The sequence below is a fragment of the Kitasatospora sp. NPDC001132 genome, from assembly GCF_053598415.1.
The window spans coordinates 34,394-52,920 of record NZ_JBSFKF010000032.1 but is presented as its reverse complement, the minus strand read 5'-3'; the positions used below and the strand labels follow the sequence as shown (position 1 = coordinate 52,920).

16 protein-coding genes are annotated in these 18,527 nt (G+C 72.9%); 7 read left to right on the top strand and 9 right to left on the bottom strand.

Features of this window, described 5'->3' with window-relative positions; genetic code table 11:
• The first annotated feature begins 31 nt into the window (after positions 1-31).
• The gene (locus tag ACWDBE_RS31250) at positions 32-982 is read left to right on the top strand and encodes a LysR substrate-binding domain-containing protein (RefSeq protein ID WP_449791156.1); all 951 of its coding nucleotides are present in this window, start codon (positions 32-34) and stop codon (positions 980-982) included.
• 15 nt (positions 983-997) lie between these two features.
• Here ACWDBE_RS31250 and ACWDBE_RS31245 read toward each other — a convergent pair whose 3' ends face one another.
• Complete coding sequence (locus ACWDBE_RS31245; protein ID WP_449809661.1) at positions 998-1,633, bottom strand: TetR/AcrR family transcriptional regulator; 636 nt, start codon at positions 1,631-1,633, stop codon at positions 998-1,000.
• A gap of 124 nt (positions 1,634-1,757) precedes the next feature.
• On the opposite strand from ACWDBE_RS31245, the gene ACWDBE_RS31240 reads away from it, so the two are divergent.
• Positions 1,758-3,980: an MMPL family transporter gene (locus ACWDBE_RS31240; RefSeq protein ID WP_449809660.1), complete on the top strand. Its 2,223-nt coding sequence runs from the start codon at positions 1,758-1,760 to the stop codon at positions 3,978-3,980.
• A 122-nt stretch (positions 3,981-4,102) separates the two neighbouring features.
• On the opposite strand, the gene ACWDBE_RS31235 is transcribed toward ACWDBE_RS31240, so the two are convergent.
• From ACWDBE_RS31235 to ACWDBE_RS31225, 3 genes are all read right to left on the bottom strand, one after another.
• A complete protein-coding gene (locus ACWDBE_RS31235) occupies positions 4,103-5,845 on the bottom strand; it encodes a SpoIIE family protein phosphatase (protein ID WP_449791193.1) in 1,743 nt (580 codons plus the stop codon).
• 254 nt (positions 5,846-6,099) lie between these two features.
• On the bottom strand, positions 6,100-6,771 hold the full coding sequence (locus ACWDBE_RS31230; protein ID WP_449791192.1) for a class I SAM-dependent methyltransferase: 672 nt from the start codon (positions 6,769-6,771) through the stop codon (positions 6,100-6,102).
• A gap of 574 nt (positions 6,772-7,345) precedes the next feature.
• Complete coding sequence (locus ACWDBE_RS31225) at positions 7,346-10,312, bottom strand: AfsR/SARP family transcriptional regulator (protein WP_449809659.1); 2,967 nt, start codon at positions 10,310-10,312, stop codon at positions 7,346-7,348.
• 214 nt (positions 10,313-10,526) lie between these two features.
• Between ACWDBE_RS31225 and ACWDBE_RS31220 the strand changes: the two genes are divergently transcribed.
• Positions 10,527-10,799 carry a hypothetical protein gene (locus ACWDBE_RS31220; RefSeq protein ID WP_449791152.1) on the top strand — a complete coding sequence of 91 codons (273 nt, stop codon included), beginning with the start codon at positions 10,527-10,529 and terminating at the stop codon, positions 10,797-10,799.
• 234 nt (positions 10,800-11,033) lie between these two features.
• Here the strand turns inward: ACWDBE_RS31220 and ACWDBE_RS31215 are convergent, their stop codons facing one another.
• Positions 11,034-11,252 (bottom strand): hypothetical protein, encoded by a 219-nt coding sequence (locus ACWDBE_RS31215; RefSeq protein WP_449791151.1) that lies wholly within the window; start codon positions 11,250-11,252, stop codon positions 11,034-11,036.
• A gap of 135 nt (positions 11,253-11,387) precedes the next feature.
• Between ACWDBE_RS31215 and ACWDBE_RS31210 the strand changes: the two genes are divergently transcribed.
• Complete coding sequence (locus ACWDBE_RS31210; protein WP_449791150.1) at positions 11,388-12,146, top strand: GntR family transcriptional regulator; 759 nt, start codon at positions 11,388-11,390, stop codon at positions 12,144-12,146.
• Between the two features lie 113 nt (positions 12,147-12,259).
• On the opposite strand, the gene ACWDBE_RS31205 is transcribed toward ACWDBE_RS31210, so the two are convergent.
• Complete coding sequence (locus ACWDBE_RS31205; RefSeq protein WP_392873725.1) at positions 12,260-13,927, bottom strand: fumarate hydratase; 1,668 nt, start codon at positions 13,925-13,927, stop codon at positions 12,260-12,262.
• 207 nt (positions 13,928-14,134) lie between these two features.
• Here ACWDBE_RS31205 and ACWDBE_RS31200 point away from each other — a divergent pair, with 207 nt between their 5' ends.
• A complete protein-coding gene (locus ACWDBE_RS31200) occupies positions 14,135-14,815 on the top strand; it encodes a DUF1707 SHOCT-like domain-containing protein (RefSeq protein ID WP_449809674.1) in 681 nt (226 codons plus the stop codon).
• Positions 14,816-15,076: 261 nt separating this feature from the next.
• Positions 15,077-15,508 (top strand): WhiB family transcriptional regulator, encoded by a 432-nt coding sequence (locus ACWDBE_RS31195; protein ID WP_449791149.1) that lies wholly within the window; start codon positions 15,077-15,079, stop codon positions 15,506-15,508.
• Positions 15,509-15,596: 88 nt separating this feature from the next.
• On the opposite strand, the gene glpX is transcribed toward ACWDBE_RS31195, so the two are convergent.
• Positions 15,597-16,637, bottom strand: a complete 1,041-nt coding sequence (gene glpX, locus ACWDBE_RS31190; protein WP_449791148.1) for a class II fructose-bisphosphatase — start codon at positions 16,635-16,637, stop codon at positions 15,597-15,599.
• 215 nt (positions 16,638-16,852) lie between these two features.
• Here glpX and ACWDBE_RS31185 point away from each other — a divergent pair, with 215 nt between their 5' ends.
• Positions 16,853-17,389 (top strand): DUF4245 domain-containing protein, encoded by a 537-nt coding sequence (locus tag ACWDBE_RS31185; protein ID WP_449791147.1) that lies wholly within the window; start codon positions 16,853-16,855, stop codon positions 17,387-17,389.
• 112 nt (positions 17,390-17,501) lie between these two features.
• Here ACWDBE_RS31185 and ACWDBE_RS31180 read toward each other — a convergent pair whose 3' ends face one another.
• Positions 17,502-18,104 (bottom strand): malonic semialdehyde reductase, encoded by a 603-nt coding sequence (locus ACWDBE_RS31180; protein ID WP_449791146.1) that lies wholly within the window; start codon positions 18,102-18,104, stop codon positions 17,502-17,504.
• A gap of 144 nt (positions 18,105-18,248) precedes the next feature.
• Positions 18,249-18,506 carry an exodeoxyribonuclease VII small subunit gene (locus ACWDBE_RS31175; protein ID WP_449791145.1) on the bottom strand — a complete coding sequence of 86 codons (258 nt, stop codon included), beginning with the start codon at positions 18,504-18,506 and terminating at the stop codon, positions 18,249-18,251.
• Positions 18,507-18,527 lie beyond the last annotated feature (21 nt).

The window sequence follows — 18,527 nt, the reverse complement described above, 5'->3', positions numbered from 1 at the left end:
CAGGAAGGGCGGCGCCAGGACCGAGCCCGCTGTGGCGAGTGCCACAGTCCGCAGTCCGCGCACCCCGACCGTCGCCCAGCTGAGGGCCTTCGTCGCGGTGGCCGAACACCGGCACTTCAGGGAGGCCGCCGCCGCCACCGGGACGAGCCAGCCCGCGCTGTCCGGAGCGGTCGCGGCGCTGGAGGAGTCGCTGGGCGCGCAGCTGGTCGAGCGTACGACGCGCAAGGTGATCGTCACACCGCTGGGGGAGCGCGTGCACCAGCATGCCCGCCGGGTGCTCGCCTCGCTCCAGGCCCTCACCGAGGAGGTCGAGGCCGCCCGCCGCCCGTTCACCGGGCCGCTGCACCTGGGCGTCATCCCGACCGTCGCGCCCTACCTGCTGCCCACCGTGCTGCGGCTGGTGCGCGACCGCTTCCCGGACCTGGAGCTGCACGTCCACGAGGAGCGCACCCCCTCGCTGTTGGAGGGCCTGGCCGCCGGGCGGCTGGACGTCCTGATGCTCGCGCTGCCCGCCGGCGGGGTTTCGCCGACCCTGGACATCCCGCTGTTCGACGAGGACTTCGTCCTGCTCACCCCGCCCGGGCACCCGCTCGCCGGGCGGATCGACGTGCCGCGCGACGTGCTGCTCGACCTGGACGTGCTGCTGCTGGAGGAGGGCCACTGCCTGCGCGACCAGGCGCTGGACATCTGTCGTGAGGTCGGCGCCGACCCGACGGGCTCGACCACCCGCGCGGCCGGCCTGTCCACCCTGGTCCAGCTGGTCGCCGGCGGCCTCGGGGTGACCCTGCTGCCCGCCACCGCGCTGGACGTCGAGGCCGGGCGCACCGACCGGCTGGCGGCTGTCCGCTTCGCCGCTCCGGCGCCCGGCCGCCGGATCGGGCTGGCCGTCCGGCCGGGCTCGGCCCGCGGAGCCGAGTACGAGCGCTTCGCGGCCGCGCTGCGCGAGGTGCTGGTCGAGCTGCCGGTCCGGATCGTCTCCTAGGGCTTGCCTCCTCGGTCAGCCCTGGGCGCTCTCCGCCGCCGGGGCGCCCAGGCAGAGCCCGACCGTCGTCGCGACCAGCAGCTCCAGCGCGTCCAGGGTGTCCTGGTCGGGCCGGTCGCCGGGGCGACGCAGGGTGAGGTGGCGGGCCGTCAGGCCGTCGAAGCCGCCGAGGAAGTGGACGGCGATCCGGCGGGCGGGCAGCGCCAGGGTCAGGCCGTGGGCGGCCGCGAGGGCGCCGAGCATCTCGGTGGCGGTGCCCTCGATGTCGTGCTGGAGCCCGAGCATGATCTCCTGCATGTCCGGGTCGCGCATGGCCAGCGCCCCGAACTCGCTCAGCAGCACACAGCGCCCGTGCTCGCCGGTGGCGGCCTCCCAGAGCGCGTGCACCAGCGTGCGGACCTGCTCGCCGAACGCGCCGTCGCCGGGGGAGGCGGCGCGCACCTCGCCGACGAAGTCGGACTTCAGCTGCTCGACGACGGCCCGGTAGAGGTCCTTCTTGGTGCCGAAGGTGTAGTGCACCGTCGCCTGCGCCACGCCGAGCTCGGCGGCGATCGCTCGGGTGCTGCCGGCCGCGATTCCCTCCCTGGTCATCAGGTCGATCGCGGCCTGGACCAGTTGCGGTCGGCGTTCGGAGGCGGGGACATGAGCCATCCAGTCAGGGTAGCGCCACGAGCGGGTAACTACGTCATTTGAACTTGTCGATCAACTTTGTCACTCGACAAAGTTCGGTCTACGGTGGGACGCGACCTGCCCTGACCGACCCGAGGGACCGCCGATGGCCACGTACCTGTACCGACTGGGCCGATACTGCTTCCGACGACGGCGAGCCGTCGTCGCCGTCTGGATCGCCGTACTCATCGCCATCGGCGGAGCCGCGGGCGCCTTCGCCGGCAAGACCACCGACGAGTTCAAGGTCCCGGGCACCGAGGCCCAGGCCACCCTGGACCGGATCAAGGACACCTTCCCGGAGCAGGGCCACGGCTCCGCGCAGGTCGTCTTCGCCGCCGGTGCGCCCGGCGGCGTCGCGACGCCCGAGGCGGGCAAGGCGGTCGGCGAGGCCGTCGCCCGGATCGCGCGGGTGCCGGGCGTTGCCGCGGTGCCCGACCCGTACGCCACCGGCGCGCTCTCGCCGGACGGGAAGGTCGCGATCGCCCTGGTCTCGTTCGACCACAAGCTCGCCGACGTCACCGACCAGCAGCGCGAGGCCGTGAAGGCCGCCGCCGAGCCGGCCCGCGCGGCCGGGCTGGACGTGGCCTTCGGCGGCGACGCGTACAACACGATGGCCCAGATCGAGGGCGGCAGCGAGGCGATCGGCCTGGCGGTGGCCGGGGTGGTCCTGGTGGTCACCCTCGGCACGCTGGTCGCCGCCGGGCTGCCGCTGCTGACCGCGCTGGTCGGCGTCGGCGTGACGATGGCCGGCCTGCTGGCGCTCACCGGCTCCTTCGAGATCATCACCACCGCGCCGGTGCTGGCCCTGATGGTCGGCCTCGCGGTCGGCATCGACTACGCGCTGTTCATCCTGTTCCGGTACCGCCGCCACCTGGACGAGGGCCTGGAGCCGGAGGAGGCAGCCGCCCGGGCCACCGCGACCGCCGGCAGCGCCGTCGTCTTCGCCGGCCTGACCGTGGTCGTCGCGCTCGCCGGACTCGCCGTCGCGGGCGTCCCCTTCCTCACGGTGATGGGCCTGGCCGCCTCCGGCGCCGTCGTGGTGGCCGTCCTGGTCGCGATCACCCTGCTGCCCGCCGTGCTGGGCTTCACCGGCCGGGCCATCGACCGGCTGCCGATCTGGAAGCGGGCCCTGACCGCCAACGGCCGCACCACCACGGGCGAGCGCTGGGGCCGCTTCGTGGTCCGCCGCCCGCTGCCCGTGCTGCTGGTCTCACTGGCCGGGCTGGGCGCCCTGGCGGTGCCCGCCGCGAGCCTGAACCTCGGCCTGCCGAGCGGCGGTTCGCAGGCCGCCGGGACGGACGCCCGCAAGGCCTACGACCTGGTGGGCGAGAGCTTCGGGCCGGGCTTCAACGCGCCGCTGGTGGTCGTCGTGGACGCCCACGGCGCGCCGCGGCCCGAGCAGGCGGTGCAGGGCGTGGCCGCGAAGCTCCAGACCCTCGACGGCGTCGGGACGCTGCTGCCGCCGACCGTCGACCGGGCGAGCGGCACCGCGCTGGTGACCGTCATCCCGCGGACCGGCCCGGACCACGCGGACACCAAGGCGCTGGTCAACGAGATCCGCGACCAGAAGGCGGAGCTCAAGGCGGCGACCGGCGCGGACATCGCCGTCACCGGCACCACGGCCGCCAACATCGACGTCTCCACCAAGCTCGGCCAGGCGCTGCCGCCCTTCCTCGCGGTGATCGTCGGGATCGCGGTGGTGCTGCTGGCGCTGGCGTTCCGCTCGGTGCTCGTCCCGCTCAAGGCGGTGGCCGGCTTCCTGCTCAGCGTCACCGCCTCGCTCGGCGCGGTGGTCGCGGTCTACCAGTGGGGCTGGCTGGACGGCCTGATCGACGTGCCCAGGGTCGGCCCGGTGGTGAGCTTCGTGCCGATCCTGCTGATCGGCGTGCTGTTCGGGCTGGCGATGGACTACGAGCTGTTCCTGGTCTCCGGGATGAAGGAGCAGCACGTCCACGGCGTGGCGCCGCGCGAGGCCGTGGTGGGCGGTGTGCGCAACGGGGCCCGGGTGGTCACCGCGGCCGCGCTGATCATGGTGGCGGTGTTCGGCTCGTTCGTCTTCGGCCACGACCCGATCGTCCAGCCGATCGGCTTCGCCCTCGCGGTGGGCGTGCTGGTGGACGCCTTCGTGGTGCGGATGGCGTTGGTGCCGGCCGCGATGGCGCTGTTCGGCAAGGCGGCCTGGTGGTTCCCGAAGCGGCTGGAGAAGGTCGTGCCGCGGGTGGACATGGAGGGCGAGCAGCTGATCGCCCGGCTGGCGGAGCAGTCGGCGCAGACGGAGCAGTCGGAGCGGTCGGCGCAGGAGCCGGCCAAGGAGCCGGCCCGGGCCTGACGGACCGACCCGGGGCGCCCGGTGGGACTCGTTCCCGCCGGGCGCCGTCGCGTGCACGGCACCGGGTTCACGGCGGCCGCTCGCAACACCGCGTTCACGGCGGCGCGCTCACAACGGCGCGCTCACGCCCCGGCGTTCACGTTCACGTTCGCGGGCAGCCGCTGCTCGAACCAGACCACCTTGCCGGTGCCCAGCCTGGTCGCGCCCCAGCGGTCCGCGCACCGGGCCACTATCTGCAGCCCGCGCCCGCGTTCGTCCTCCGGCCCGGTGCGGCGCGGGCGCGGCAGCAGCGGGCTGTCGTCGCCGACCTCGCAGCGCAGCCGGGTGGTGCGCACCAGGCTCAGGGTGACCGGCCGGGTCGCGTGCTGGACGGCGTTGGTCACCAGCTCGCTGACCATCAGCTCGGTCGCCTCGCTGAGCTCGTCCAGCCCCCAGCGGCGCAGGGTGTGCGCGGCCAGCCGGCGGGCCCGTCCGGGCGTCTCGTTGCGCGGCTGCAGGTACCAGTGCGCGACGTCCCCGGCCGGGATGCCGTCGAAGCAGGCGCCGAGCAGCGCGATGTCGTCGCCGCGGTCGCCGGGCGGCAGGATCCGCAGCGCCTCCTGGCACAGCTGCTCCGGGGACTGCCAGCGGGCGGCGGCGATCCGGGCGCGCAGCAGCTCCAGGCCGTCACTGATCGGGCGGGTGCGGGTCTCCACCAGGCCGTCGGTGAACAGCAGCAGCGCCGAGCCGGGCGGCGCGGGCAGTTCGACGGAGTTGAAGTCCACCCCGCCGACGCCGATCGGCGCCCCGGAGTCCAGTTCGACGAGCTCGGCGGTGCCGTCCGGGCGGACCAGCACCGGCGGGACGTGCCCGGCGTTGGCCATCACCACCCGGTTGGCGATCGGGTCGTACACCGCGTAGACGCAGGTGGCCAGGTGCTGTTCGCGGCCGAGCCGCTGGGCCTGTTCGTCCAGGTGGTAGAGCACCTCGTGCGGCGGCAGGTCGAGGGCGGCCAGGGTCTGGGCGCTGGTGCGCAGCTGGCCCATGATGGCGGCCGAGGTGAGCGAGTGGCCCATCACGTCGCCGACGATCAGGGCGACCCGGTTGCCGGGCAGCGGGACGGCGTCGTACCAGTCCCCGCCGACCTGGGCGCCGCGCTCGCCGGGCAGGTAGCGCTGGGCGATCCGGACGCCGTGCGACTGCGGCAGGCGCAGCGGCAGCATGCTGCGCTGCAGCTCGTTGGCGATCTCCCACTCGCGGGCGTAGCGCAGCGCGGTGTCCACGGCCAGCCCGGCCTGGGTGGCGAGGTGCGCCGCGGTCGCGGTGTCCGCGGCGTCGAAGACCGGGCGGCCGCTGCGTTCGGGAGGGCGGCGGATCAGTATCAACAGCCCGAGCACCGCCTTGCGGCCGCGCAGCGGCAGGGCGAGGACGGAGGTGCCGGCGGCCAGCCGGGCCACCCCGCGGGTGCCGTACAGCTCGCGCAGCAGCGTCTCGGCGCGCTCGGCGGAGGGCGTGCCCAGGACGGCGGCCTCGGCGGGGCGGCGGCTCAGCAGGGCGTGGGCGAGCGCCCCGCCGCGGGTCACCGGGGTGGCCGGGCCGCCGTCGGCGGTCGAGCGGGCGCCGTAGCGGGAGCGGCGCCGGTCGTCCAGGCCGCTCGGGCGGCCGCGGCGGCCGATCCGGGTGCCGGTGCTGTGGTGTATCCGCAGCTCCTCCGGGAATCCGGGTTCGCGTTCGACGTTGGGCAGCGGGTCGCGCAGGTGGACGACGGCGGCGTCGGCGAGCGTCGGGACGAGCACCCGGCCGATGTTGCGCAGCGTCGCGGCGAGGTCGAGGGCGGTGTTGATCCGCCGGGTCGCCGAGTCGAGGTATGCCAGGCGGTCCGCCATCTCGGCGCGCTCCGGCCGTGCGCCCGTCCGTCGGGCCGGGGCCGCCGGGGCCACCGCCAGGGCCGGGGCGGTCGGAGCCGGGGCCGAGGTCGGTGGCGCGGCCGGGACCTGGCGGCGCTGGCCCGGGACGGCGGGCGGCTGCTCCGCCTCGGTCTTGAGCTGGTCGCGCACGGCTGCCTGTCCTGGATTCGGTGTGGTCGGTGAGCTGTTCTGTTGCGCCGGCCGCGGGTACGGCCGGTCCTGTCCCGGTTCGATCAGCCGACGCGTCGACAGCACAGGAACAGCTGTTCCTCCGGCGGCAGCGAGGTGCTGGCCGGTGCGTACGGATGCCCCGAGCACTCCTCGACGGCGAAGCCGGCCGAGACCAGAACCCGCTCCAGATCCTCCCTCAGATACCCACTGATCCGCAGCTCTCTGCCAAGGAACGGAAGCGGAACGTGATCCAGGTCCGCCTCGACCATACCGAGCGCCAGCAGTCCCCCCGGACGCAGGAGTTCGCGCAGCCGCCCGAGCACGGTCGGAATCTCGTCCTGCGGCAGCAGGATCAGCGAGAAGAACGCGGTGACCGCGGCGAAGCCGCCCCGCCCGTCCGGCCCCAGTTCGGGGGCGTTCCAGACCCGGTCCGCACGCTCGGTGGCCAGATCGTACAGGTCGATCCGATGGAAGACTGGCGCAAAGACGCCGGGGAGAGCGGTCCGCCGGGCCAGGGTGAGCATCCCGTCGGAGAGGTCCGCGCCGATCACCCGCAGACCGGCCGCGGCCAGCTGCCGGACGGTCGGGTCGCCGGTGCCGCAGCCGACGTCCAGCACCCGGGCGCCGGGTTCCAGCCCGGCGAGCAGCCGCCGGACGCAGGCCAGCTGGCCGTCCTTGGCCGGGAAGGCCTCGCCGTACCCGGCGCCGATGGTGTCGAAGGCGACCGCCTGCAGCGCCCGGGCCGCCCGCCGCCGCCGTACCTCGGGATCGTCGTCGCCCGCGTCCTCGCCGACGGGGAACGGGTCGGATATCTGTCCGGTCGTCACGTTGCGAGACACCCTTCCACCCGTGGCCTCCGGTGGCTCCTCCCGCGGCCCAGCGGGCCGCTGCCGGTGGCGGTACGTCACGCTCTGCGCACCACACGGACGGACTGCGCCCCGATGGGCATCCGGCAGACACTCGTGTGCGTACTGGCATCTGAGAATATGCGCGATCACTGCGCCATGGGGTCCCTTTCCGGCCAACTCGCCGTGCTTGGACCGTTGTGGCCCGGGTTGCGGAAGCACGAGGGTGTGGGCGGGGTTGTGCGCGAGGCCCCGCGCGCCGGACAACGCGTCAGGCTGACGTCGATGACCTGCGGTTTTGCCGATCCGCAGGCCGACTATCGGACGTTTATCGAACGTCAATCGGCGCGGTGCAGAGTGGAGTCCAGCGCCGGGGAAGCGTTGAGGGCGCTCCCGCAGCCGGGGGGCTGCGGGAGCGCCGACGCGCGGAACGGGGGAGGTCTTCCGTGGGGGAGCGGAGGCCTTACGGCGCGGGGGGAGAGAAGGGCTCGGTGTGCTGCTGGGAGATGAGGTCCGCCACGGGGGAGGCCTCGGGCACACCGAGCCGGATGAAGATCGCATGTGCCTCCTGGAGGCAGGCGAGCCCACGGGCCGGCTGGGCGAGCGCCAGCAGCGCCTCGCCGAGTGCGGCGTTCGCCAGGCCCTGGCAGTAGGCGGAGTCCAGCTCCTGGGCGATCGCGAGCGACTCGCCGGCCGCCTCGGCGGCCTCGGTGGGCTGCCCGGCCGCGAGCAGGGCGGTGGCGAGGCGGGCCAGGGTGTAACCGCCCCACAGGGCGTTCTGCTGCGACTGGTACAGCTCGTGCGCCTCCCTCAGGTGCGGGACGGCCTCGGCGCCGGAGAGCACCACACCGAGCTGGTAGAGCGTCTGCGCGAGCAGCGGGCCGTTCTTGGACTCCCGAGCGGCGGCGACACCCTCGCCGGCGGACCGGATCGCCGTCTCCGTCATGCCGAGCCGGTGCTGAGCCCGGGCCATGTTGCTGACCACCCGCGCCTCGGCCGTCGGTGCGCCGACGGCCTGGCTGGTGGCACGGGCCTGTTCGTAGAACGACAGGGCCTCGGCCGGACGGTTGCCGACGTTCAGCATCACGCCCAGCATGTTGGCCGTGGCGAGGAGCAGGACGGTCGGGTCGTCCGGCGCCTGGTGGTCCAGGCTCCGGCGGAAGGACTGTTCGGCCCCCTGGAAGTCGCTGGTGTCGGACTGCAGGGTGCCGCGGGCGAAGTGCACCCGGGCGAGCGCGGCCGAGTCGTCACGACGACGCGCGTCCGCACCGATGGCCTCCAGGGTCCGCAGTGCCCGGGGGCCGCGGGTCGGGTCCGGGTCGATGCTGATCAGGTAGTTCAACAGGTCGATGGCTGCGCGCTGCAGGGCGCCGGGGCCGCTCGCGGCGGCCTCGACGGTGCTGAGCAACAGACCGCCCTCGGTACGCAGCCAGTCCTGTGCGGCCTGACTCGTGGGCAGGCCGATTCCCGGCGACGTGGGTGCGGTCAGCTGTTCGAGCACGGGTTCGTCCGGCTCGATCACCTGGGCCGCGTTTCGCACGGTCGGGATCAGCAGGTCGAGCAGCCGGAGCACCGCCTGCTCCTGCTCGCCGGTGTCTCCTGTCCGCTCGTTCTGCCGCTGGGCGTAGAGCCGGAGCAGGTCGTGGTAGCGGTAGCGGCCGGGGGCGAAGCACTCCAGCATGTTCGCCTCGACCAGGGCCTCGGCGAGGTCCTCGGCGGTGTACTCGTCCACGCCGAGCAGTGCTGCGGCGGCCGCCAGGGGGACGTCGGGGGAGTCGATCAGCGCGAGCAGCCGAAAGGCGCGGGCCTCGGTCGCGGACAGCTGTCCGTAGCCGAGCCCGATGGTGGTCTCCACCGCGAGGTTGCCGAGCTGGAGTTCGTCCAGCCGTCGGCGTTGGTCGGCTAACCGACGGGCCAGGTCGGAGACGCTCCACCGCGGGCGGCTGGCCAGTCGGGCGGCGGCGATGCGTACGGCCAGCGGCAGGAAGCCGCAGGCGGTGACCACCTTCATGGCGGCCTCGGGCTCGGCGGCGACCCGCTGCTCGCCGACGACGGCCGAGAACAGCGCCAGCGCCTCGTCGGGGGTCAGCTCCTCGACGTCGAACAGCTGGGCGCCGGGGATGTCGGCCAGCCGGGACCGGCTGGTGGCGAGCACGGCACAGCCGGAGACGCCGGGGATGAGCGGCCGGATCTGCTCCGCGTCGCGCGCGTTGTCCAGCAGGATCAGCATGCGGCGGTTCGCGAGCAGTGAGCGGTAGAGGGCGGCACGCTGTTCGAGCGACTCGGGGTTGTCGGCGACACCGAGCGCGTGCAGGAAGTCGCCCAGGACGACCGCCGGGTCGGCGGGCGAGACGCCGGCTCCGCGCAGGTCGACGTACAGCTGCCCGTCCGGAAACTCGGCGCGGACCCGGTGGGCGACGTGAACCGCGAGGGTGGTCTTGCCGACGCCGCCGATGCCGGCCAGCGAGGTCACGACCACGGCCTGACCGGTGGCGTTCATCAGGGCCGCCGAGAGGTCGACCGCCAGTTCCGTTCGTCCGCTGAAGTCGGATACGTCGGCCGGGAGTTGGGCCGGAGCGGGGGGTGTGGCCGGGCCGTCCTCGCGGACGGTGGGGCCAGGGGCGGGGGCGACCGGGACGGCGAGCGCCGGGTCGGCCGCGAGGATGCGGGTGTGCATCGCGGACAGGCCCGCGCCCGGTTCGACCCCGAGCTCCTCGATCAGCAGCTTGCGGGTGTCGGTGTAGACACCGAGTGCCTCGGCCTGGCGTCCGCAGCGGTACAGCGCCAGCATCAGCAGTTCGCGCAGGCGCTCGCGCAGTGGGTGCTCTGTCGTCAGGTTGTCGAGCTCGCCGACGATCTCGGCGTGCAGGCCGATGTCGAGCGCGGCGGCGCACAGCTCCTCGGTCGCCGCCACCTGGCGCTCGGCCAGCCGCCCGCGCTGGGCGTCGGCGTACGGGCCGGGGACGCCGGTCAGCGGACGTCCGCTGAACAGGTCCAGCGCCTGCGTCAGCAGCCGGTGCGCCTTGTGCTTGTCGCCGGAGGTGCGGGCGGTGGCGGCCTCGGCGGAGAGCCGCTCGAAGACCGTCAGGTCGAGGGCCTCGCCCGGGATGCGCAGCGCGTAGCCGTCGGCGACGGAGACCAGCAGTTCGGCGGGCCGGCGCACCTCGCGCCGGGGCTCGATGACGGAGCGCAGGCGGGAGATGTAGGTGCGCAGCGCGGCCACGGCCTGGGTGGGGGGCCGGTCGCCCCAGAGGGCGTCGACCAGGTCCTGGGTGGTGACCGGGCGTCCGGAGTGCAGCAGGAGGGTGGTGAGCACCGCTTGCTGCTGGGGCGATCCGAGGGAGAGGGGCTTGCCGTCGAGCCAGGCCTGGACCGGACCGAGGACTTGGAAGCGCAGCGCAGGGTTCTGCGGCGTCTCCAGAAACTCCATGAAGTCCCCCGATGGCCTGTGGTGTCGATTCCGTGAAAGGGCGCTCGGCGGTCCGCCGCGAGGCTTCAGCTTAGGCGGACGCCCGACTCTGCCGGACGGCGCCGCAAGTCGCACGATGTTTATCGGACATTTAATCAACCCTACGATACTGTCCGCGCGCCCGCGCCACAGAGGTCGGGCTGAACACATTTGATGACCGAAAGGCGGCCGCCCAATGGCCAATGACCAGAGCGAGACCCCGGTGCTGTCGACGCCCGAGAACGCGGCGCAGACCGGCACCCCGGCCGCCGCTGTGGAGGCGGGCAAGGCTGTGGAGGGCGCGGTGACCGCGGCCTCGGACCCGACCGGGTACACCGCGCCGACCGACGCGGAGAAGAACGCGTTCGAGAACGGCTCCTTCGGTGACGAGGGCCAGTACATCGAGGAGCCCGCCGGTGAGCCGGGCGGCCCGTACCGGCCGGAGAACGCGGTCGGCGGCAACCCGTAAGCCGTTGTGGCCGAGTGCCCCCGCGCCCTGTCCGGGCGCGGGGGCGCCGTCGGTTATGCGCGCCAATTCGTGTGCGAGTGCACCGTGGTGGCCGATTTCGGCCCCTGGTGCACGCATGGTGACCGGTGCTATCCGTAACGTGCCGGTCGTGGGGCGTCCGGCGTTCCGGAATTCCGGATTCACCGGGGGATTGTCGAGTCCTGAACGTTGCGATTTGCGTGGATTTTGCCGCAATTACCGCAAATGATCCCATTCAGTCGAATCGCGGGGCCCGGGAACGGGTGAGACCTGGTGCGGTTCGGCGGTCCATTCCCGGCCGCCGCCCTCGGGGCGCAGGTAGTGCTCGCCGCCGAGGGTGTCCATGTAGATGCCGGTGCGTCCGGTCCTCCGGTCGAGGACGAGTTCACCCGTGTGTGGCCGGTAGGCCGAGGTGTCGCGCTGTCGGGTGCTCACCGCCTGCTCCTTTCGGCGTGTGCCCAGCATCTCTAGAGAAGCTAATATCTCTAGAGATGTCAACGGCCCGTCGTATCTCCTTACCGGCGGCCGCGGGCGCGCCTACGATTTGTCCGAGGCAGAGGGAGAGCGGCGATGACCGGTAGCAGTGGCGACAAGCAGCCCAAGTACCAGCGGATCGCCGAAGCGCTGAAGGCGGCCATCGCCGCCGGCCGGTACCGCGCGGGCGACCGCCTGCCCGGCGAGAACGACCTCATGGACGAGTACGGCGTGGCCCGGATGACGGCTCGTCAGGCGCTCGGCGTGCTGCAGAGCGAGGGCATCGCCGAGGCGCGCCGCGGCGCCGGGGTGTTCGTCCGGGACTTCCGGCCGCTGCGCCGGCGCGGCATCCAGCGGCTGGCGCAGGGGCAGTGGGGGTCCGGCCGGTCGATATGGTCGGCGGACATCGACAACCGCAGCCTGGTGGTCGACCAGGTGACCGTCGCCGAGCAGGGCGCGCCCGAGCACGTGGCGCGGGTGCTCGGGGTCGACCCGGGCGCCCCGATGTGCGTGCGGCAGCGCCGCTTCGTGCTGGACGGCAAGCCGGTGCTGCTCTCCACCTCCTACCTGCCCGCCGGGCTGGTCGCGGGCACCGCCATCACCCGCGAGGACACCGGCCCCGGCGGCATCTTCGCCCGGCTCGCCGAGGTCGGCGCCAAGCCCGTGCACTTCCGCGAGGAGGTCCGCTCCCGGATGCCCAGCTCGGAGGAGTCCACCCGCCTGGAACTGTCCGCCGGCACCCCGGTCATCCTGATCTGCCGCACCGCCTTCGCCGACGAGGGGCAGGTCGTCGAACTCAACGAGATGACCCTGGACGCCGCCTCCTACGTCCTGGAGTACGACTTCGACGCCTGAGCGCGGATCGGCCGGTGCGGGCACGGACGTGGAACCGCCCCGGGCGCGGGTTCCAGCGGCCGGGGCGGTTCGGGGGGTGCTGCGGGGGCGTGCGGGGACGGCCCCGGGCGGGGCTACTCCTTGGAGCGGACGCGCAGGTTGGTGATCAGCGGGCCCTCGGTGGTCTCGCGGAAGAAGTCGTTGCCCTTGTCGTCGACGACGATGAAGGCCGGGAAGTCCTCGACCTCGATGCGCCAGACCGCCTCCATGCCGAGCTCTGCGTACTCCAGCACCTCGACCTTCTTGATGCAGTCCTGGGCGAGACGGGCGGCCGGGCCGCCGATCGAGCCGAGGTAGAAGCCGCCGTGCGCGGCGCAGGCGTCGGTGACCTGCTTGCTGCGGTTGCCCTTGGCGAGCATGACCATCGAGCCGCCGGCCGCCTGGAACTGGTCGACGTAGGAGTCCATCCGGCCGGCCGTGGTCGGGCCGAAGGAGCCGGAGGCGTAGCCCTCGGGGGTCTTGGCCGGGCCCGCGTAGTAGACCGGGTGGTCCTGGAGGTACTTGGGCATGCCCTCGCCGGCGTCCAGGCGCTCCTTGATCTTGGCGTGGGCGATGTCGCGGGCGACCACGAGCGTGCCGGTGAGTGACAGCCGGGTCTTCACCGGGTACTTGGAGAGCTCGGCGCGGATCGCGGACATCGGCTGGTCGAGGTCGACGCGCACCACGTCGTCGTCGAGGTGCTCGTCGGTGGTGTCCGGCAGGTACTTCGCCGGGTCGGTCTCCAGCTGCTCCAGGAACACGCCCTCGGCGGTGATCTTGCCGAGCGCCTGGCGGTCGGCGGAGCAGGAGACGGCCATCGCGACCGGCAGCGAGGCGCCGTGCCGCGGCAGGCGCACCACGCGCACGTCGTGGCAGAAGTACTTGCCGCCGAACTGGGCGCCGATGCCGATCTTCTGGGTCAGCTCGGTGACCTTGGCCTCCAGTTCCAGGTCGCGGAAGCCGTGGCCGGTCTTGGCGTTGCCCGAGGTCGGCAGGTTGTCCAGGTAGTGCGCCGAGGCGTACTTGGCGGTCTTGAGCGCGAACTCGGCGCTGGTGCCGCCGATCACGATGGCCAGGTGGTACGGCGGGCAGGCCGCGGTGCCCAGCGAGCGGATCTTCTGCTCCAGGAACGAGAGCATGCTCGCCTCGTTCAGGATGGCCTTGGTCTCCTGGTACAGGTACGACTTGTTGGCGGAGCCGCCGCCCTTGGCCATGAACAGGAACTTGTACGCGTCCCCGTCGGTGGCGTACAGCTCGATCTGGGCCGGCAGGTTGTTGCCGGTGTTCTTCTCGTCCCAGGTGGTCACCGGGGCCATCTGGGAGTAGCGCAGGTTGAGCTTGGTGTACGCGTCGAACACGCCGCGCGCGATGGCGGACTCGTCGCCGCCCTCGGTCAGCACGTTCTGACCGCGCTTGCCCATGACGATCGCGGTGCCGGTGTCCTGGCACATCGGGAGGATGCCGCCGGCCGAGATGTTGACGTTCTTCAGCAGGTCGAGCGCGACGAAGCGGTCGTTGGGGCTGGCCTCCGGGTCGTCCAGGATGCGGCGCAGCTGGGCGAGGTGGGCGGGGCGCAGGTAGTGCGAGATGTCGTGCATCGCCTCGGCCGTCAGCAGCCGCAGCGCCTCGGGCTCGACCTGGAGGAAGGTGCGACCGCCGGCCTCGAAGGTGGAGACACCCTCGGAGGTGAGCTTGCGGTACGGGGTCGGGTCAGCGCCCAGGGGGAGCAGGTCGCTGTACTCGAAGTCTGGCGTGGGAGCCATGGGGGCGGTCCTTAGCTGTCCAGTTGGTCCGGCTGCGTCGGCGAAGCACCATCAAGGGTAGGACCCGCCGGAGGTCGGCATGCGGACAGGGCAGCCTTGCGTGACCGGGCTCACTCGCTCGGGAGTGCGAGCGACTAGTCTGATCCCGTGGACAACTCGCCGTCGCACGACGACCCGGGGCAGCCGCCGGTGCCGGCGCCCGTACCGATGACCAAGCCCGAGAGCGGGGCGCATGCCGCACCGCGCCCGCACGCGCCGGCCGCGGAAGCGGAGTTGCGCGTCTCCGACGCCGACCGCGAGAAGGTCGCGGAACTGCTGCGGGACGCCTACGCCGAGGGCCGCCTGGACGCGGACGAGCACGCCGAGCGGATCGAGGCCGCCTACGCCGCGAAGACCTTCGGCGACCTCGCGCCGCTGACCCGGGACCTGCCGGCCCGTCCGCTGTCCTTCGAGAAGCCGCCGCCGGCCGCCCCGCAGCCGTCGCCGCCGCAGCCGCCCGCGCGCCTGGAGTCCCCCACGGTGGTGGCGATCTTCGGTGGCGCCGCCCGCAAGGGCCGCTGGCGGGTGGGCTCGCACCTGAGCGCCTTCGCCGCGTTCGGCGGGGTGGACATCGACCTGACCGACGCCGTGTTCGAGTCCCCCGAGGTGGAGATCACCGTGACGGCGATCTTCGGCGGGGTCGAGGTCCGGGTCCCGGAGAACGTCACCCTGCAGGGCTCCGGCATCGGCATCTTCGGCGGTTTCGACGTCCGGGAGACGACCGCGGCGGACCCGTACGCTCCGGTTGTCCGGGTCAAGGGCCTTGCGCTGTTCGGCGGTTGTGAGGCGAAGCCGCGCCGGGGCAAGAAGCTGAAGGAGTGGGTGCGCCGCCAACTCGGCGTCGACTGACCGCCATTGACCTGCGAAGCGCCCGACCGTGGATCAACTCCCGGCCGGGCGCTCGGCGTTGCGGCCAGTGCGCTGCGTAGTCGATTGCGTGCAGTGTGCATGAATCGCGGCCGGGCGGGGTAGTTCCTTCCGCACATCGCTTCTTGGACGGCTGCGCACCGGAGGCGGCCGAGCGGCCGTGCCGGGTTGGACAGCGGGGGCTCGCGGCCGGCGGGGGAGCGAGGGATCCCCGTGTCCGAGAGCCTCGTCAGGAGTACGGCCGTGCTGCATCCGATCGAGTCCCGCACCACCTCGCCAGTCGCCGCCGCGCAGGTCCTGGAGCGCCGCCCCGGCGTCCGGCCGCAGCCGCAGCCCCAGGGCGGCCAGGCAGGTGCCCCCGCGGGCGAGGACAACCCCTGGCACACCGGTGCCGCGTGTCGGCGGGACGAGGCGGGGCTGTTCTTCGCGCCCTCCAAGGAGCCCACGGCGGCCCGGCTGTCGCGCGAGGAGCAGGCCAAGCAGGTGTGCGCCCGGTGTCCGGTGCTGCTGGAGTGCCGCGAGCACGCGCTGGCCCAGCCGGAGCCGTACGGGGTCTGGGGCGGGCTGACGGCCGCCGAGCGGCGGGTGGTGCTGGCCCGGCGCCGCCGCCGGGACGCGGAGCTGCGCGAGGCGGCCCGGGCGACGGAGGCCGCGCGGCGCCGGATAGCCGGGTGACGGCGGGCCCGAGAGCGGGACGGCGACGCGCCGCGGCCCCGGCGGAGGGGGATTCCGCCGGGGCCGCGGTGCCGCGTTCTTCCGGGCCTCAGTTGGCGCGGTCGAAGTCGATCGCGCTGTACGCCCGCAGCTTCGAGAGCTTGTGGGTGGAGTTGATCTCGCGGATGGTGCCGCTCTTGGAGCGCATCACCAGCGAGCTGGTGGTGGCGGTCTCCGAGCGGTAGTGCACGCCGCGCAGCAGCTCGCCGTCGGTGATGCCGGTGGCGACGAAGAACACGTTCTCGCCGCTGACCAGGTCGTCCGTGGTGAGCACCCGGTCCAGGTCGTGGCCGGCGTCCAGGGCCTTCTGCCGCTCGGCCTCGTCCTTGGGCCACAGCCGGCCCTGGATCACGCCGCCCATGCACTTCATCGCGCAGGCCGCGATGATGCCCTCGGGGGTGCCGCCGATGCCCATCAGCAGGTCGACGCCGGTGCCTTCGCGGGCGGCCATGATGGCGCCGGCCACGTCGCCGTCCGAGATGAACTTGATCCGGGCGCCCGCCTCGCGGATCTCCCGGACCAGGCCGTCGTGGCGCGGGCGGTCGAGCACGACGACGGTGACGTCCTCGACGGCGCTGCCCTTGGCCTTGGCGACCCGGCGGATGTTGACCGCGGCCGGGGCGGTGATGTCGACGAACTCGGCGGCCTCCGGGCCGGCCACCAGCTTGTCCATGTAGAACACGGCGCTGGGGTCGAACATGGTGCCGCGGTCGGCGACGGCCAGCACGGCCACCGCGTTGTTCATGCCCTTGGCGGTCAGCGTGGTGCCGTCCACCGGGTCGACCGCGACGTCGCACTCGGCGCCGGTGCCGTCGCCGACCCGCTCGCCGTTGTAGAGCATCGGGGCTTCGTCCTTCTCGCCCTCGCCGATGACGACCACGCCGTTCATCGACACGGTCGAGACGAGGGTGCGCATCGCCTTCACGGCGGCACCGTCCGCGCCGTTCTTGTCGCCACGTCCGACCCACCGGCCGGCGGCCATCGCGGCCGCCTCGGTGACCCGGACGAGCTCGAGCGCGAGGTTCCGGTCGGGAGCCTCGGGCGCGACCTCCAGGGCACTGGGAAGGTGGTGCGGGTACTGCGTGGTCATCGTCGTTACCTCTCTGTACGCGACGGCCAGTGAGCGCCCGACTACTGCCAGGTCGAACGCCGTGGTGAGGGTATTGCGATCGTATCTGCCCATGAGATGACTGTCTGTGGCGCGGGTCGCTGCTCTGTGGCGGAAAACACCGGTTCGACCCCTTTCATCCGTACGTGGACACCCCTGGTGGCCGTCCCGGTGTGTGGATGAGTCACCATGTGGGGGTGGCAGCAGACAGCAAGGGCATGAGGGGTCGGCAGACCGTACGGGACATGGTCCTGTCGATGCTGGCGGTCGGTTTCATCGTCTGGATCGGGTACCTGTTCCTCCCGCACGACGCCAACGGCGACCCGGTGCACGTGGTCGAGTACAAGGTCGCGGCGGCCTCCGCCAAGCGCGCCGCGCCGTACCCGCTGCTCGCCCCGGAGGGGCTGCCGGAGAAGTGGCGGGCCACCTCGGTCGCCTACCGGCCGGCCGACCAGAACAACGGCAAGGGCAACGCCTGGCACCTGGGCTTCGTGACTCCCTCCGGCCAGTACGCGGCGGTCGAGCAGAGCGACGTCTCGCGCGACTCCCTGGTGTCGGACTACGTCAAGGGCGCCAAGGCGGACGGCACCTCCGAGGTGGCCGGCCGCACCTGGGACCGGCTGCAGGGCGAGAAGGACCGCGCCCTGGCCGCGCAGACCGGCGTCGGGACCACCCTGCTCACCGGCACCGCCTCCTACGAGGAGCTGGCCGAGCTGGCGCAGGCGCTCAAGTAGTCCGCCCCCGCACTCGCCCCGCCCCCTCACCCGCTTCCGCGCGCACGCGCACGCCGAAGGGCCCCGCACCGGACGAACCGGTGCGGGGCCCTTCGGGCGTGCGCGGGGCGGATCAGACGGTGGTGACGACCTCGTCGTAGGCCAGGCGCGGCGAACGCGGGAACCAGGCGTCCTCGCCCGGCCGGCCGATGTTGACCACGGCCAGCACCGAGTGCTCGCCGTCCTCGAAGAACTCCTTGTTGATGCCGTCGGCGTCGAAGCCGGTCATCGGGCCGGCGGCCAGGCCGGCGGCGCGCACGCCGACGATGAAGTAGGCGGCCTGCAGGGCACCGTTCAGCGTGGCGGACTGCTCGCGGACGCTGCGCTCCGAGAAGAACAGGTCCTTGGCCTGCGGGAAGTGCGGGAGCTGGGTCGGCAGCTCCTCGTGGAACTCGTTGTCCACGGCCAGGATGGCGACCAGCGGGGCGGCGGCGGTCTTCTCCTTGTTGCCGTCCGCCATCTGCCGGACGAGGCGCTCGCGGCCCTCGGCCGAGCGGACCAGGACGACGCGCAGCGGCTGCTGGTTGAAGGCGGTCGGGCCGAACTTGACCAGCTCGTAGATGGCCCGGATCTGCTCCTCGGAGACCGGCTCGTCGGTGAAGGTGTTCGCGGTGCGGGCCTCGCGGAACAGCAGGTCCTGGGCGGCGGCGTCGAGTACCAGGGCGTCGGTGGTCATGCTTGTGCACCTCATGCGGAAAGGAGTTCGTCGGTGTGACCGGCCGCGGCCGATCACTTCCTCCAACATAGGTGAAGATTCAACGATTCCCCAAGCGGGTGTGAGCTGCTTCACTCCCGCCCGGTTTCCAGCCGCCGCGCGGCCTCACTCCCCGCCCGGGCTCGCGCCCTCCTCGGCGGCCAGCGCGGCGTCCAGCCGGGCCCGGGCGCCGTCCAGCCAGCGCTGGCACACCTTCGCCAGCTGCTCGCCGCGCTCCCACAGGGCCAGCGACTCCTCCAGCGAGGTTCCGCCGTTCTCCAGCTGCCGGACGACGTCCAGCAGCGCGTCCCGGGCGTGCTCGTAGCCCAGCGCGTCGTCCGGGTTCGGCGCCGCCGCGTCCTGCTGTTCCTGCTGCTCTGCCATGCGTGCCAGCGTAGGGGCTCG